Here is a 15275-nt window from a genome sequence, read left to right as displayed (position 1 = left end):
ATCGATTAATCTGATACATCCAATTATTTATGGCTATCTTCGACCTTATATTCATCCAGAGAAATGAAAAAACTTAAAAAATTCATCTTATTCTCTGTCATTGGAATTGTGCTTATCATCTTTACCATCCTGGGTATTGAAGCCATTTTCTTGAGACACACTTCAGAAGATATTTATTCTGATATTTCTAAAATACCTCCCAGAGAGACAGTAATTGTTCTGGGTGCAAGTGTCCATTCTGATGGTAAATTATCTCCAATTTTAAAGGATCGCGTAGATACCGCTATTAAATTATATCGCAGTAACAAGGTCAAGAATTTTCATGTAACTGGTGATCATCGAACCGAAGATTATAATGAGATCGCTGCCATGGTTTCCTATCTTCGGGAACGAGGTATTCCTCAAAACCGGATTACCTCAGATCACGCAGGACTGGATACTTATGACAGCATGTACAGGGCGGGAAAACTTTTCAATATAGAGAATGCTACTGTTGTTACTCAAGAATTCCATTTGCCCAGAGCACTTTTCATTTCGGATCAGCTGGGATTTAATTACTTCGGTTTTACGGCAGATCAACGTACTTACCAAACCGAATACAGGCTGAAGCAAAGAGAGAAACTGGCAAATGTTAAGGCTCTCTGGGAAGTTTTGATCAATAAAGAACCCAGTACGATGGAATACAGGCTCGATTCTTCCGAAGATTAATCTGAAGCTTTTTTAAGTATATTCGTAGTAATTAACTTTAAAACCAAAATTATGTTACAATGGATTATCCATATCGTACTGGATGCAGTCGTCCTGCTAATCGCTGCGAAATTTCTAAGTAAAGTTCATCTTAATGGCTTCAAATCTGCACTGATTGTTGCATTGATCATTGGAGTATTAAGCTTTCTATTGAGCTGGTTACTTACCGCCGTATTAAATATTGCTACACTCGGAATTTTCTACTTCCTTGGACTAGGCTTTATCACTCGAGTGGTCGCCTATGCGATCGTAATAGAAATAGCAGACAAATTAACTTCAGATTTCAAAACTGAAGGTTTTCTACCAAGCTTGTGGTTAGCGATCCTGATCGCAATCGTAGGAGCGATTGTAGATGCACTTTTATTTTAAAAATATCACCGGGTGAGATGTTTCACCCGGTTTTTTCTTCCCCACCACACTATAAATCCTGTAACAGGTAAACTTGCGACAAAAATGCTCAGAATAAATGCGATGATCTTCCCGGTCATCCCGAAATACTGACCTGTATGAATACCGTAACTCATTTCCTGTAGTTTTAAACCAGTACTTTTAGATTCATATGGCTGTTCCTGTAGTAATTCAGCAGTTTGTGGATGAAAATAATAGTTGGATTGGTGATCGTAGTCCAGAGATTCGGTATAGGCTCCGGTAACCACCGGATGATGGTCACCTTCTGTCCACACAAAATACATTTCATGTCCAGGCGCTTTCTCTTGAGTTTCAACAAAAGCTATATCTATAGGCTCCTCTGAAATTCGTGGTTTCTGCACAATATTTTCAATATGATGATCACTTTCTACATCTTCACCTAGATTTCCCGCAAAATAAAGCCCATCTTTCACCCAATCATACGAAAAATATAAACCGGTGATGGCTACAACAATGGCAAGAATATGAAGATAGAATCCGCTGATATTGTGCAGGTCATAATTCACTCTTCTCCAACGAGCATTCCATTTAATTTTCAGACTCTTCTTTAAATTCTTAAGTTTCTTAGGCCACCATAGAATAACTCCTGTGATCATCATCAGAATAAATATCAAAGTTGATATACCTACTACCTGCCTGCCAATTTCCTCAGGTAACAAAAGATACATGTGCAGTGCTTTTACGATCTCGAAAAAATCCTTTGTAAAATCCTGAGAATACAACCATTCACCTGTGTAAGGATTCAGATAAAAGTAATAGGGAGTTTCTTCATATACTCCGTAAACCGCGACTGGTCTGTCCTGCCCCGCATAGAGTACAAAATCATCTGTAGTTCCGGGATATTTCGACTGTACAATCTCCTTAATTTTAGATGGTGCCAAATATTCACTATCCTGCTGTTCTACAAATCGGTAGTCGTAGATCGCATCTTTAATTTCATCATGGAATACATAAATACATCCGGTAATTGCAACTACAAATACAATAATCCCCGTTAATAGACCCAACCAGAGATGGATTCTGCCAGCCCATTTTCTAAGTGTATTTCGTTTCTGTTTTTTCTTCATAATACTTAAAAAAAAGGAGATCACCATTACGGCGATCTCCAGCTAACTCAAACTAAAATTTATAGGTAAGTGCGGCAGCGAAATTTCTCGGTGCCTGAGGATTTATTGTTGACCATCCGTTGAAATAATCTTCATTCGTTAGATTATTCAATTTCAGGTTGATCGAAAATTTATCTACATCATAGAAAACAGCTGCATTTAGTACTGTATAAGATGGAAGTGTAAATACACCCGCCGTGTTGCGATTAAAAATCATGTTTTCACTGGCGTAGTTACCTCCAAAGCCAAGACCGAATCCTTCAGCTACACCGGTAGTAAATTTATAGCTTGCCCAAAGGTTTGCCAGAGTCTCAGGTCCCGCAGATTCAGGTCTTCTTCCGAGGAAATCATCATTTTCTGAAGCTTCGGTCACTTCACTATCATTGTGACTGATTCCTGCGACAAGATTTAATCCATCTATTGGACTAGCAGTTAATCTGGCTTCAAAACCGCGACTGTATTGAGTCCCATCCTGATTTACATTAATACCATTACCCAGTACAATGTTTTCAACCTGGATATCATAGTAACTCAGGGTTGCGAAGAGCTTATCGTTAAAAAAGTTAAGCTTCGTTCCAAATTCAAATTGAGTAGCATGTTCAGGATCAAAAGTTATTCTGTTTGTTTCCCCAGTATCCTGATTGAAAACTTCTGAAGGTGCTACGTTACTAAAACCATCCATATAATTGGCAAATATGGAAACCCGATCTAAAATTGGCTGATATACCACTCCGAATTTAGGTGAAAGTGCAGTTTGACTATTGCTATCATTTTCGAACTTGTCTATTCGTAAACTGGCCATGGCAGATAATGCCGGAGTAATATTTAATACATTAGATACATAAGCACTATAAATATCCTCTTTAACAGTATTATTATTACGATTTGTGTTCGCTAAAAGACCATCAACTGCCGCTGTGGAAAGAATTCCGCTGTCTCCATTTGTAATATAATTCGCTTGCTCCGTGATACCATAAACGCTTTCGTTCACATTCTGCAGACCTGCATTTCCAATATAAATATTTCCGTTGCCTACATAACCGGTACCATTATCTATGGTTTCCCGTTGAAAATAGTCTAAGCCAGCTACCATCCTATTTCTCATTCCGAAGATCTCAAAATCACCTATAAAGTTTTGCTGAAGATCTGTAGTAAGGGTCATGGAATTCTGATTATTCATATACCTTGTAAACACAACTCCTTCATCAAGACCTTGGTAAAATCTGGTGGTTTCATAGAGGTAAGAATAATAACCTTCAGACTTTGAACTTCCCCGAGAAATAGCAGTTTGAGAAGTCCAGTTTTCAGATAACTTATAAATCATCTGGCCTTGCAGACTATAAGTTGGATTTTTTAATGTTAGATCGTTACTGGTGTAGGATCTATTCGAATTGTAACCTAATTCTTCAATATTTGTTGCTATCAAAGGTGCTCCCCTATCTACAAATAGCATCGTAGGATTTGTAGACTCTCCATTATAAAATTCAGTATTGATTAAAAAAGAAAGTCTGTCGCTTACCTGATAACTTAAAGATGGCGCGAAGAAAAAAGATTTCGAAAATCCTGCGTCCTGAAAAGAATTTTGAGTTTGATATGCAGAGTTAATTCGTAGAGCCACATCTCCATCTTCATCTAATGGTGTATTTACATCAGCGGCAACTCTGTTAAGTCCATAGCTACCGAGAGTATAAGTAATATTTCCGCCAAAATAATCGTATGGCTTTTTTGTGGTGATATTGATCAATCCTCCATATGAAATAAGACTGCTTCCATACAAAGTCCCGGATGGACCTTTTATAACCTCAATATTTTCGATATTAGCGGGATCAGGACTGCCATTGGTAAGAGCTGGCAGGCCATTAACCATTGTTGGCTGTACAGGAAAACCTCGAAGCGAAAAATAACCTGCGCCGTCTCCGCCTCTACCTGTTGATTCCCATAATTTGGTAATTCCAGAACTATTTTTTAGAGCATCATCAAAATTTGTGATAATCTGCTGCTCTAACAACTCTGAAGTTATATTGTCATAGACCTGCGGATTCTCTATATTTTTTAAAGGTAGTTTGGAAACATATACACTTTTAGCACGATCATATTCAATGGAACTTCCGTTACCCTGGATTACTACTTCCTCCAATTGTTCTTCACCTGATTGCAAAACAATAACCGGAAGATTGGTCATTGCACCTGGCTTTACGGTAATAGCAATTTCCTTTGGCTCATATCCAACATAAGATATCCTTAAAAGATAATTTCCTTCAGGAACGCTTTCGATTAAATAAGAACCTTTTAGATCTGTTTCTGTTCCAATTTCTGTACCCTGAACATCTACATTTGCTGCCGAAATTGCCTCTCCTTTTGAATTAGTAATCTTTCCCTTGATATTCCCAGAATTCTGAGCAAATGCGCTGTATCCAAAGAAGATAAATAGTAGTAGTAATTTATGATTCATCTGTTTAATTTTATTTAGACTTGTTATAAATAGTGATGCAAACATACTGAAGGATTTCGAGTTTCAAAACCTTATTTAGAATAATTTTAAATAAAAATGTATAAATGTTTGATACTGAAGATCTTCAGAATTAATACAATATTAAAGTGTGCGCAACTTGATTATAGTATTTTTGCAGCTTCTAAATTTGCAGATATGATTAAGTTTATAGTAACCGACGTTGATGGCACCCTATTAAATGATCAGCATGAGATTCATCCTGATTTCTGGAAAATGGAGGAAGAATTGAGTGCTAAAGGCATACAATTCTCCATCGCCAGCGGCCGACAGTTTTATAATCTGGAAAGTAAATTTGAAAGAATTAAGCACCGAACCATGTTCTTTGCAGAAAACGGTACTTATGTTTCATTCAAGGGTAAAGAGCTTTATGTAAATCCTATAGAAAAGGATGCCGCTGTCAATTTTATAGAAATGGGCCGGAAACTGGAAGATACTTACGTTGTGCTCTGCGGAAAAGATTCAGCTTATATTGAAACCAGTGACAAGAAATTCATCGATCATATTTCTCAGTTTTATGAACGTTTAAAAGTTGTGGAAGATCTTACGCAAGTTGATGACACCTATTTAAAAGTTACCTACTGTAATTTTAATGGAGTTGAAGATAATACCTATCCACACTTTGTAGATTATACCGACCGCTTCAAAGTTGCCATCGCTGCAAAGATATTTATCGATATTACCGCTCTAAATGCTAATAAAGGGAATGCAATAAAAGGAATTCAGAAGGAAATGAATTTTACGGAAGAGGAAACATTGGTATTTGGAGATTATCTGAATGACCTTGAAATGATGAAGGTCTCTGCCCATAGTTATGCCATGAAAAATGCTCACCCTGAAGTTAAAGAGGCGAGCAAGTTCATTACCAGTCATGACAATAATGAGCATGGCGTGCTTAGGACGATCTCAGATCTGGGACTGGCAAGTTTTAGTTAACCATAAAAGTAGTACGATCTATCCCTGTATTTCCGGTTAAAGGATCGAATGCCTGGATGATTAATTTGTAAGAGCCTTTTTCTAAATTAGCACTTCCCGTAAAATTACTGGAACCTCCCTCCTGTTCCATTTTTATGGTTTTGGTATCTATGTTCTCACTTTTTAAGATCGCGGTCACTTCATACTGGTTCGCATCCCACAGACCACCTTGAGTGATAGGACAACCACACATCATAACAATATTTGCCTGAATTTTAATTTCTGAACTGGAATAGGATTGGTGTGTTTGAGGAGTTATAATGTCCACTACAAAGCCTGGTATTTTCAGGATGATTCCTTCACCGGTTATGTTTTTTCCAGGAAGCAGCCATAATTGAGTACTTGATTTTACAATAGCCTGCTTCTTGTTCCAGGGTGCGTAAGCTTCAATAGTCACAAATCTTGGTTCAGTTATCTGGACTTTAGTCTTAAAACCTGCCGTTTGATCGTCTGTAATTCGGATGCCCCTTTCATTAGGTTGCTTCATGATCTTTTCAGTAATACCAGTGCTTCCTTTGGTGATACCTTCTGCCAAGATTTCATTAGTCAAAGCGTCCTTGATCAGGATTTTAGCTCCGCCAATAGAAGAGCCTATAAATTTAGCGTCGCCGGCCTGCGCTCTTACCATAACTTCTACCTCCTGGGCAGAACTAATAGCAGAAATAGAAAATATTAGGACACAAAAAAACCGGTAAAAATTATTGCTATACATAGTAATGATCTTTACCGGCTAATTTAGGAAAACTAGTTTTATGCATCGGCTAATTCAGCATCCTTTGTTTTCGAAACAATATTGTGATAGTTCTTTGGATCTTCTTGATAATCAATTATATACTCCCTGATCGTATTTAGTTCATCCTGAGTAAGATCATTAGCTTTCATACTTTGCTTAAGATCCAACCATGGTTTGTTGGCGGAGTGGTCATATTCTCCAAATACCATAAAGGGCGTTCCGTTGTATTCTATGTCTGAATTTTCCAATTCCCACATGCTAGCCCAATCGAATATATATTTAGCATCATCCATATATAACCTTACACATCCATGACTCGCTGGATATCCGGGTAAAGCATATTGGTGTACCCCAACACCTTCAAAATTCATAAAATTGAAGTAATAAGGAAGTATCCATGAAGCATCTACCGTACTTACCTTTCTTTTCGCCTTGTAATTCCCATAATTAAGACCTGCCGGAGTTTGAGTTGAACCTTTCCCGGTACTAACCGGTCCCCATTTTACCAGTTCTCCATTTTCGTAAAGCCCGAATGCCTGGACTCTTTTGTTAATCAAAACTGTCTTAGGGATACAATGCAACTCCTGAAGATCTTCTGGAAACGGACTATAATTATTGAATTCTTCCGCAGCACATTCTGGAATTACAAGTGGACGGTTAGGACGTATTTTATTTTTTTCGATACGATTGATAGCAAGAACTGTCTTCAGTTCATCATCGTTATAGTTACTAAGCAAACTATCTATGGTCCCACGGGATTTCAGAGAATCCACCGAGTATTTTACTTCCTTACGGAAGATCTTTGCTTCTCTCTTGACAATAGGATTTTTCATACTCAATTCCGGAGATTGCTCCTCCTTAATTGGATCCTGAATTTGTGGATTGGAATTACAGGAGAACAACAAAATTCCGGCTAGTAGACTTAAATAACGAAAAGGTGTGATTGAACTGTTCATTGTAATTGTAGTTAGTTTTAAACAAAAGTACATGTGAACACGCCTATCTATTGCTAATCCTGAGTTAAGGCTTTGTTGGCTTTATGATAATTAACCAATTTTAAGAGCTTTTCCGTACAAGTTTTCCTAATATTTTAAGGTTTAGAGCTTTTTTCAAAGTGTCTGGGAAAATTTCAATTAATGTTGGTCTGGTTATTTATTCATCGTAATATTGCAATATAATTATATTGAATGGGAGTTACGAAGACCGATCTATTTTCTAAAGAACAGAATGAACTTGCGCGTTATGCCAAAGTACTGGCTCATCCTGCAAGAATTGCCATTCTTCAATTTCTTCTGAAATCGGATAGGTGTATTAACGGAGATCTGGTGAACGAACTTGGTCTTGCGCAGGCTACGATAAGTCAGCACTTACGTGAGTTGAAAAATGCCGGAATTATACAGGGATCCATTGAAGGAGTGTCTGTTAGTTATTGTATTAATACGACCAACTGGTATAAAATTCAGCAATTACTGAATGTCTTATTTGATGGTTTAAAGACACCCGAACCGAAGAATTGCTGCTAAAAAAATTTAAATATCAACATCGTAATATTACGATAAATCGAAGACTATGCTTTTATCAGAATTTAAAAAAGAACTTAAGAACTTAAGCCGACTATATTTTGAACTACCAGGCGGTGAGCTTGTACCATCTCACTTCCACGTGACTGAAGTTGGAAGTATTCGCAAGAATTTTATTGATTGTGGTGGTGTAATAAGAAATGAGCGCAAGGTATCTTTTCAGCTTTGGGAAGCCGATGACTACGATCACCAATTGCATCCGGAGAAATTAATGCAGATCATTTCCATTGCCGAAGAAAAACTTAACCTTCAGGATGTTGAAATCGAAGTAGAATATCAGGGGCAGAGTATTAATAAATATCATCTTGATTTTGACGGCGAAAAATTCCTTCTTTTAAATACAAAAACTGACTGCCTGGCAAAAGATAATTGTGGTGTTCCAGCATCCAAACCCAGAGTAAAATTAGCAAACGTCTCAGAGCAACAATGTTCTCCAAATTCAGGTTGCTGTTAATCACTTGATATGAAAAACATATATCCAGAACTTAGTTCAAAGATCAAAAACCTTGAAAAGTTATCCATTTCCGAAGAGAGAAAGAAGGTGCTTCAACCTTTAGTGGAATTCATCTCTAAAAAAATTGATTCAGAAGACACACTGCAACTCAATTTTATCTGCACACATAATTCCCGACGAAGTCAGCTCGCACAGGCCTGGGCTATGGCGGCATCAGATTATTATAAAATTCCAGCCAAGTGCTATTCTGGTGGGACAGAAGCTACTGCTTTCTTTCCGCAGGCCATAGTAACTTTGAGTGATTCTGGTTTTGGAATTGATGAAAAACCTGGTGATAATCCTCAAATCACGGTAGATACTGGAGCAAGTTCAAAAACTTTTTATTCAAAAATATTTGATGATGAAAAAAACCCGACGAAGAACTTCGCAGCGGTAATGACCTGTAGTCATGCAGATGAAAATTGCCCGTTCATAGTTGGCGCCGAATCCAGAATACCCTTGAACTACGAAGATCCCAAGAGCTTTGATGATACAGTTGAAATGGCAGAGAAATATATGGAACGAAGTGACCAGATAGGTTCTGAAATGCTATACGCCTTTAAAAAAGCAATATCCAATGGCTAAAAAACTGAACTTTCTTGATAAAAATCTAACGCTATGGATCTTTCTTGCTATGGCCGTTGGTGTGATCCTGGGCAACATCATCCCGGCAATTCCAGAGCAGATTAATGCAATGAGTTCCGGGTCTACAAACTGGCTGCTGGCCATTGGACTCATCCTTATGATGTACCCTCCACTAGCGAAAGTAAAATACAGACTCCTGCCCAAAGTATTTAAAAATGTCAAAATTCTCACTCTGTCTCTGGTACTTAACTGGATCATCGGGCCCTTTTTGATGTTTTTCCTGGCCATTACATTCTTGCATGACCATCCCGAATATATGATCGGACTTATATTAATTGGCCTCGCCAGATGTATTGCGATGGTATTGGTGTGGAATGACCTCGCGGAAGGTAGTAGCGAATATGGAGCAGCCCTGGTAGCACTGAACAGTATTTTCCAGGTTTTCGCCTACAGTTTTTATGCATGGGTCTTTATTACCTGGCTCACTCCTTTCTTCGAATTCGATTCTGCTATCGTAGATATTTCTATTGAAAGTGTTGCGGAAAGTGTTTTGATTTACCTTGGAATACCCTTCGTATTGGGTATTTTAAGCCGAATTATCCTGGTGCGTCTAAAAGGGGAATCCTGGTATGAAAACAGTTTTATTCCAGCAATTTCACCCATTACTTTAATTGCTTTGCTATTTACCATCGTTTTAATGTTTTCGCTGAAGGGTAGTTTAATTGTTGAAATTCCATTTGATGTTTTACTAATCTCGGTTCCGCTTCTTATTTATTTCTGCCTTATGTTTTTAATTAGCTTTTTCGCAAGTAAGTTGCTTGGAGCCAGCTATGAACGCAACGCTTCTGTTGCTTTTACGGCAGCCGGGAATAATTTTGAACTGGCGATCGCGGTTGCCATTGCAGTATTCGGTTTGAATAGCGGTCAGGCGTTTGCAGGGGTGATTGGTCCGCTAGTAGAAGTGCCAGCCTTAATTTTACTGGTACGGGTTTCGTTCTGGTTAAAGAGGAGATTTTACAAGGATACCGCAGTTGAGCATGCCTGAAGATATTGAAATCTGATGGGTGTTACTCTTCGGAAGATAATATATCAAATCGATAGAATTTACCAATTTTATAACGCTTCTAGCTGAAATAATACGGGTTGAAAACCTTAGTTTTATTTTATTTAGCTGAAAGTAATATGAAGAAAGTTTTGATCATTTTACTGGGAGTAGTAATCATCCTCATCGGCTCGATCTACTTGTCTGTTTCCGGCACCCAGAAAACTTTTGAGACCTGCTATATATCCAATTTTGAAGAGCTCCAAAGAACAAATTTCAGAAACCATGATTCGGTTCTAATCGCTCCAAGCATTTTATATGAAGCTAATCTTCTGAAGGATTTAGTGCAGGGAAGTAACTATCGGGATGCCTGGTCTGAAAAAGTGAAATTTCCAATTGTATTTCTGGACACCCTATACGGTGGCATGGAAATCATTAAAGAAGGTGGAGGTAAACAAACGCATTCCTTAAAATTACGCGCGAAGAATGATATCCTTTACACCTTGCGCAGTGTCACTAAAGACCCGGGAAAGCTTATACCTGAAATTGCAGAAGATCTTGGCCTTGAAAATATTATTGTAGATGGCATATCTGCACAACATCCCTATGCGGCGATCCTTGCAGCTGAGTTAGCTCAGGAACTCGACATTCTGCATACACATCCTAGAATGGTCTTTATTCCGAAGCAAAATGTTCTGGGTGATTTTAATGAAAAATTTGGCAACCGGCTATTCCTTCTGGAATACGAAACCGAAAGCAAGACTAATTGGACTTCATTAAAAAATGTTTCAGAAATTATTGAAACCAAAGACCTTCAGAAATTAAAATTCGAAACCAAAACAAAGATTTCAGTAGATCAAGAGGCCCTGATAAAAGGAAGATTATTCGATTTGCTTATAGGTGACTGGGATCGTCACGCTGAGCAGTGGGGCTGGGTAATTCAGAAATCTGATCGTGGAAATATAGCAATACCGGTTGCCGGCGATAGAGACAATGCATTTTTTTATATTTCTGGCTTGATTCCTTCCATAATTACAAATAAAAATGTTGAGCCACTGGTTCGACCATTTGAGAAAGAGATCGATCATATGCCCGGCCTGGTTTATCCCTTCGACCGCTATTTCCTCTCCAATACTTCGGAAGATATGTTCATAAAGCAAGCGAATGAACTTCAGAAAAGTTTGAGCGATGAAATAATAGCTAATGCGTTTGAAGCCTGGCCAGAACAAATCAGAAAGCTAAACGAAAAAGAAATAGCCGAAAAACTTAAGAGCCGCAGGGAAAAACTTCAGGAATATGCTACGCAATTCTTTCAGCAGATACAAGAACAGGGAAAATTAAGCGAAGCCTTAAAAGGATCTGAAGATCTCGAACTAAGTTCTTCGCAACTTGCCTGCTTTGATTGCGATCTTGAAAATTAGATCTTAAAATGTATTTTTGATATTCATTAATACGTCATTCTTTGAGAAATCTCTTTTCCATCATTTTATTAAGCTTCTTCTGCCCTACGCTACTAATGGCCCAGAGTACACTTTCTAAAAATGTAAAAACATTTGAGATAGAGGCACCCCAATTAAATAGCAATAAAAAGATATGGATCTATCTTCCTGCGAATTACGCTTTGGATGAGCAGAAATACCCTGTCATTTATATGCACGATGCACAGAATGTCTTTGACGATTCTACCGCTTATGCTGGTGAATGGAATGTTGATGAATTCCTGGACGAAACTCATTCGGAAAAAGCGATCATTGTAGCCATTGAACATGGTGGGGACAAAAGAATTTCAGAACTTACTCCTTATCCAAACGAAAAATACGGCGGTGGGAATGGGAAGAATTATGTTGATTTTATAAGATATACTCTTAAACCGCATATAGATGCAAGCTATCGTACCCTGGCAGATCAAGCAAATACAGGAATTTTTGGTTCATCGCTGGGCGGACTAATTAGCTTCTATGCTGCATTTGAGTATCCTGAAGTCTTCAGTAAAATAGGTGTCTTCTCTCCCAGTTTCTGGTTTAGTGAACAGATCTATGGAAAAGTAAAAAATTCAGAAATTACAAACGATCAGAAGTTTTATATACTTGCAGGGAAAAGAGAGTCAGATTCCATGGTCGAGGAAGTGAATACTATGCAAGACCTTCTAATTTCAAAAGGTTTTGAACCCCAAAACTTAATTGTAAAATTAGTCGAAGACGGAGAACATAATGAGAAGTTGTGGAGAGAGAATTTCAGCGAAGCCTACCAATGGCTGATAGAACCAATTGAATAAAATGAAAAAAGTCAATATTCAGGAAAAATTAGACCAGTTCCAGGATCACTGGAATCCCAGAATCGTTGGGGAATTAAATGGTCAGCAGGTTAAACTAGCTAAGCTCAAAGGTGAGTTTATCTGGCATACCCATGATGAAGAGGACGAATTGTTTTGGGTCATTTCAGGAGTGCTAAAGATCGAATTTCGGGATAGCTCTGTTACCCTCAATCCTGGTGAGTTCATCGTTGTTCCAAAGGGCGTTAAGCATAAGCCCATTGCTGAAAATGAAGTTCAGGTAATGCTATTTGAACCGGCAGCGACCAAGCATACCGGGAATGAAAAGCACGAGCTCACCAATAACAATCAGAAACATCTATAGTTCTGAACAATTCATATTTGAAGATTCAATTTTCGTATATTAGTCTGATAACCAACATAATGTCTAACTAATTCTCGAAAAAATGAAATCGACCAGTTTCCTTATTATTTTTCTTGCTGCCATACTAAATGTAAATGCTCAGCAAGAACCTACAGAATACAGTATTGAGCAATTCTATGAAAACACTCGTGTTTCGGGTGGTAGTTTCTCTCCAGATGAATCCAAAATCCTGATAAGCAGTGATGAGTCGGGAATATTTAATCTATATGAAATAGATATTTCAGATGGAAGCAAGACCGCTGTCACTAATTCTGAAAACGAATCTTTATTTGCGGTGGATTATGTACCAGGCTCAGGCGACATATTATATTCCGCAGATAAAGGAGGGAATGAAATTAACCATTTATACCTGTTAAAACCCGATGGAACCTCTAAGGACCTGACTCCGGGAGAAAATGAAAAAGCCGAGTTCGGTGGCTGGAACAATACTGATTCTACCCTGTATTATCTTTCAAACAAGCGAGACGCGCAATTTTTTGACGTATATACTATGGAAATTGGTAGTTGGGAACCAAAAATGCTCTATAAGAATGAGAAAGGTTATATGGTTTCTGATATATCAGCTTCAGGAATATACCTTGTATTATCCAATGAGATCACAACCAGCGAAAATCAACTATTCTTACTAAACACAGAGACGGAGGAACTAACTGAAATATCCAAACCGGGATTTTATTATAGTGGTACGGGTTTTAACAAAGACGAGACAGAGCTCTACTATACAACCAATCACGGCGGTGAATTTAGCCGATTAATGGCATATGATATTGATACGAAGAAGTCTGATGTAATTTATGAAACGAACTGGGATGTAATGTACAGCAGTTTGAGTGAAAATGACACTTATAGAGTGATCGCTATTAACGAAGACGGGACAAATAAATTACTGTTATGGGAAAATGCCAGCCAGACTCCACTGGAATTACCAGAGATTGAGGATGGCAATATAGTGGCTGCAAATTTTTCTGATAGTGAAAAGCTATTAAGACTTACGGTTGGAACTTCTAAAACCCCAAATAATATTTACGTTTACAATATTCAGACTAAGGAAATTAAAAAATTAACCAGCACTCTAAATCCAGAAATAGATCCAGACGACCTGGTTTCGGCTGAGGTGGTAAGGTATAAGTCCTTTGATGGTTTAGAAATACCAGCGATCTATTATAAACCTCTCAATGCTACTGCAGATAATAAAAAACCGGCCCTGGTATGGGTACATGGTGGACCAGGTGGACAATCCCGTGTAGGGTATTTTGCTCTTTTACAATATTTAGTGAATCACGGGTACGCTGTGCTCGCCGTAAACAACCGGGGCAGTAGTGGGTATGGAGCTAGCTTTTATAAAATGGATGACAAAAATCATGGAGAAAAAGATCTTCAGGATGTGATCTATGGAAAGAAATGGCTGGCATCCCAGGATTATATCAATGAAGACCAGATTGGAATTATTGGCGGGAGTTATGGAGGTTATATGACAATGGCTGCAATGACCTTCGAGCCAGATGAATTTGAAGTAGGTGTTAATATTTTTGGGGTCACCAACTGGCTGAGAACATTAAAATCTATTCCGCCGTATTGGGAATCCTTTAGGAAAGCACTGTATGATGAATTAGGCGATCCTACTACCAAAGATTCCATAAGACTTAAAGAGATCTCTCCTCTGTTCCATGCTGAAAATGTAAAGAACCCGATTATGGTTTTACAGGGCGCCAATGACCCAAGAGTACTGCAGGTTGAATCTGATGAAATCGTGGAGGCAGTAAAAGCCAACGATGTTCCTGTTGAATATATGGTATTCCCAGATGAAGGTCACGGATTCATAAAGAAAGAAAATGAGATCAAAGGCTACCGGCAGATCCTTGCTTTTCTAGACAAGTATTTAAAAGACGAGGACGTAACAATGCCAGATAATGTTTTAAAAGATTAATTTAGCTACTTGGCTAAATGCAATGAAGCAGGTGATATCCAGTAAGAAAATTAATCATTCTTGAAAATACCTTCCCGGATATTACCTGTTATTGTATTTGCACAATTTTGCGGTACTTCATTATGGTTTGCAGGTAATGCTGTGATGCCAGAGCTTATTTCAGTTTTTGAACTGTCCTCCAATGCTCTAAGCTTACTTACCTCTGCCGTCCAATCTGGATTTATTCTCGGGACCTTATTATTTGCTATTTTAAGCATTTCAGATAGATTCTCTCCAACCCATGTATTTTTTCTATGTGCCATTTTTGGCTCGATTTGCAATCTTTCCTCGATTCTGGAAGACAACAACCTGTATAGTCTTATGATTATTAGGTTTCTGGTAGGATTCTCCCTGGCAGGTATCTATCCGGTTGGGATGAAAATAGCTTCAGATCACTTCGAGAAAGGATTGGGC

16 protein-coding genes are annotated in these 15275 nt (G+C 38.1%); 12 read left to right on the top strand and 4 right to left on the bottom strand.

The features are described 5' to 3' along the window. Nucleotides 1-63: 63 nt before the first annotated feature. Both QZ620_RS03770 and QZ620_RS03765 read left to right on the top strand, forming a co-directional pair. Nucleotides 64-708, top strand: a complete 645-nt coding sequence (locus tag QZ620_RS03770; RefSeq protein WP_295179241.1) for an ElyC/SanA/YdcF family protein — start codon at nucleotides 64-66, stop codon at nucleotides 706-708. Between the two features lie 51 nt (nucleotides 709-759). Then, on the top strand, nucleotides 760-1116 hold the full coding sequence (locus QZ620_RS03765; RefSeq protein ID WP_141877250.1) for a phage holin family protein: 357 nt from the start codon (nucleotides 760-762) through the stop codon (nucleotides 1114-1116). A gap of 5 nt (nucleotides 1117-1121) precedes the next feature. On the opposite strand, the gene QZ620_RS03760 is transcribed toward QZ620_RS03765, so the two are convergent. Further along, nucleotides 1122-2243: a PepSY domain-containing protein gene (locus tag QZ620_RS03760; RefSeq protein WP_295179238.1), complete on the bottom strand. Its 1122-nt coding sequence runs from the start codon at nucleotides 2241-2243 to the stop codon at nucleotides 1122-1124. A gap of 52 nt (nucleotides 2244-2295) precedes the next feature. After that, on the bottom strand, nucleotides 2296-4734 hold the full coding sequence (locus tag QZ620_RS03755; RefSeq protein ID WP_295179235.1) for a TonB-dependent receptor: 2439 nt from the start codon (nucleotides 4732-4734) through the stop codon (nucleotides 2296-2298). A gap of 195 nt (nucleotides 4735-4929) precedes the next feature. On the opposite strand from QZ620_RS03755, the gene QZ620_RS03750 reads away from it, so the two are divergent. Next, complete coding sequence (locus QZ620_RS03750) at nucleotides 4930-5727, top strand: HAD family hydrolase (RefSeq protein ID WP_295179234.1); 798 nt, start codon at nucleotides 4930-4932, stop codon at nucleotides 5725-5727. Here QZ620_RS03750 and QZ620_RS03745 read toward each other — a convergent pair. Then, nucleotides 5720-6478, bottom strand: coding sequence for a hypothetical protein (locus tag QZ620_RS03745; protein ID WP_295179232.1), 759 nt, complete (start codon nucleotides 6476-6478; stop codon nucleotides 5720-5722). The two genes, QZ620_RS03750 and QZ620_RS03745, sit on opposite strands and share 8 nt — an antisense overlap. Nucleotides 6479-6516: 38 nt before the next feature. Further along, a complete protein-coding gene (locus QZ620_RS03740; protein ID WP_295179230.1) occupies nucleotides 6517-7455 on the bottom strand; it encodes a L,D-transpeptidase in 939 nt (312 codons plus the stop codon). Between the two features lie 231 nt (nucleotides 7456-7686). Between QZ620_RS03740 and QZ620_RS03735 the strand changes: the two genes are divergently transcribed. The 9 genes from QZ620_RS03735 to QZ620_RS03695 all read left to right on the top strand — a co-directional run. Further along, nucleotides 7687-8022, top strand: coding sequence for a metalloregulator ArsR/SmtB family transcription factor (locus QZ620_RS03735; protein WP_295179228.1), 336 nt, complete (start codon nucleotides 7687-7689; stop codon nucleotides 8020-8022). A 46-nt stretch (nucleotides 8023-8068) separates the two neighbouring features. After that, complete coding sequence (locus tag QZ620_RS03730; protein ID WP_295179226.1) at nucleotides 8069-8533, top strand: DUF6428 family protein; 465 nt, start codon at nucleotides 8069-8071, stop codon at nucleotides 8531-8533. Between the two features lie 9 nt (nucleotides 8534-8542). Continuing rightward, a complete protein-coding gene (locus QZ620_RS03725; RefSeq protein ID WP_295179224.1) occupies nucleotides 8543-9157 on the top strand; it encodes a protein-tyrosine-phosphatase in 615 nt (204 codons plus the stop codon). Then, complete coding sequence (gene arsB, locus QZ620_RS03720; protein ID WP_295179223.1) at nucleotides 9150-10202, top strand: ACR3 family arsenite efflux transporter; 1053 nt, start codon at nucleotides 9150-9152, stop codon at nucleotides 10200-10202. The genes QZ620_RS03725 and arsB overlap by 8 nt, the downstream gene beginning before the upstream one ends. Before the next feature lie 137 nt (nucleotides 10203-10339). Then, nucleotides 10340-11620, top strand: a complete 1281-nt coding sequence (locus tag QZ620_RS03715; protein ID WP_295179221.1) for a hypothetical protein — start codon at nucleotides 10340-10342, stop codon at nucleotides 11618-11620. A gap of 41 nt (nucleotides 11621-11661) precedes the next feature. Next, nucleotides 11662-12474, top strand: a complete 813-nt coding sequence (locus tag QZ620_RS03710) for an alpha/beta hydrolase-fold protein (protein WP_295179219.1) — start codon at nucleotides 11662-11664, stop codon at nucleotides 12472-12474. Between the two features lies 1 nt (nucleotide 12475). Then, nucleotides 12476-12835: a cupin domain-containing protein gene (locus QZ620_RS03705; RefSeq protein ID WP_295179217.1), complete on the top strand. Its 360-nt coding sequence runs from the start codon at nucleotides 12476-12478 to the stop codon at nucleotides 12833-12835. 82 nt (nucleotides 12836-12917) lie between these two features. Further along, a complete protein-coding gene (locus tag QZ620_RS03700) occupies nucleotides 12918-14822 on the top strand; it encodes an alpha/beta fold hydrolase (RefSeq protein WP_295179215.1) in 1905 nt (634 codons plus the stop codon). A gap of 60 nt (nucleotides 14823-14882) precedes the next feature. After that, the coding region (locus QZ620_RS03695; protein ID WP_295179213.1) for an MFS transporter at nucleotides 14883-15275 on the top strand (393 nt) is incomplete at its 3' end.

The organism is uncultured Christiangramia sp. (assembly GCF_913046405.1).
GTDB classification, from domain to species: domain Bacteria; phylum Bacteroidota; class Bacteroidia; order Flavobacteriales; family Flavobacteriaceae; genus Christiangramia; species Christiangramia marina.
The sequence above is the reverse complement of the archived record's forward strand: the minus strand, read 5'-3'. Positions and strand labels throughout refer to the sequence as shown.

Coding starts and splice junctions, on each gene's coding strand:
- QZ620_RS03770 (WP_295179241.1), top strand. CDS start 64: ATGAAAAAACTTAAAAAATTCATCTTATTCTCTGTCATTGGAATTGTG.
- QZ620_RS03765 (WP_141877250.1), top strand. CDS start 760: ATGTTACAATGGATTATCCATATCGTACTGGATGCAGTCGTCCTGCTA.
- QZ620_RS03760 (WP_295179238.1), bottom strand. CDS start 2,243: ATGAAGAAAAAACAGAAACGAAATACACTTAGAAAATGGGCTGGCAGA.
- QZ620_RS03755 (WP_295179235.1), bottom strand. CDS start 4,734: ATGAATCATAAATTACTACTACTATTTATCTTCTTTGGATACAGCGCA.
- QZ620_RS03750 (WP_295179234.1), top strand. CDS start 4,930: ATGATTAAGTTTATAGTAACCGACGTTGATGGCACCCTATTAAATGAT.
- QZ620_RS03745 (WP_295179232.1), bottom strand. CDS start 6,478: ATGTATAGCAATAATTTTTACCGGTTTTTTTGTGTCCTAATATTTTCT.
- QZ620_RS03740 (WP_295179230.1), bottom strand. CDS start 7,455: ATGAACAGTTCAATCACACCTTTTCGTTATTTAAGTCTACTAGCCGGA.
- QZ620_RS03735 (WP_295179228.1), top strand. CDS start 7,687: ATGGGAGTTACGAAGACCGATCTATTTTCTAAAGAACAGAATGAACTT.
- QZ620_RS03730 (WP_295179226.1), top strand. CDS start 8,069: ATGCTTTTATCAGAATTTAAAAAAGAACTTAAGAACTTAAGCCGACTA.
- QZ620_RS03725 (WP_295179224.1), top strand. CDS start 8,543: ATGAAAAACATATATCCAGAACTTAGTTCAAAGATCAAAAACCTTGAA.
- arsB (WP_295179223.1), top strand. CDS start 9,150: ATGGCTAAAAAACTGAACTTTCTTGATAAAAATCTAACGCTATGGATC.
- QZ620_RS03715 (WP_295179221.1), top strand. CDS start 10,340: ATGAAGAAAGTTTTGATCATTTTACTGGGAGTAGTAATCATCCTCATC.
- QZ620_RS03705 (WP_295179217.1), top strand. CDS start 12,476: ATGAAAAAAGTCAATATTCAGGAAAAATTAGACCAGTTCCAGGATCAC.
- QZ620_RS03700 (WP_295179215.1), top strand. CDS start 12,918: ATGAAATCGACCAGTTTCCTTATTATTTTTCTTGCTGCCATACTAAAT.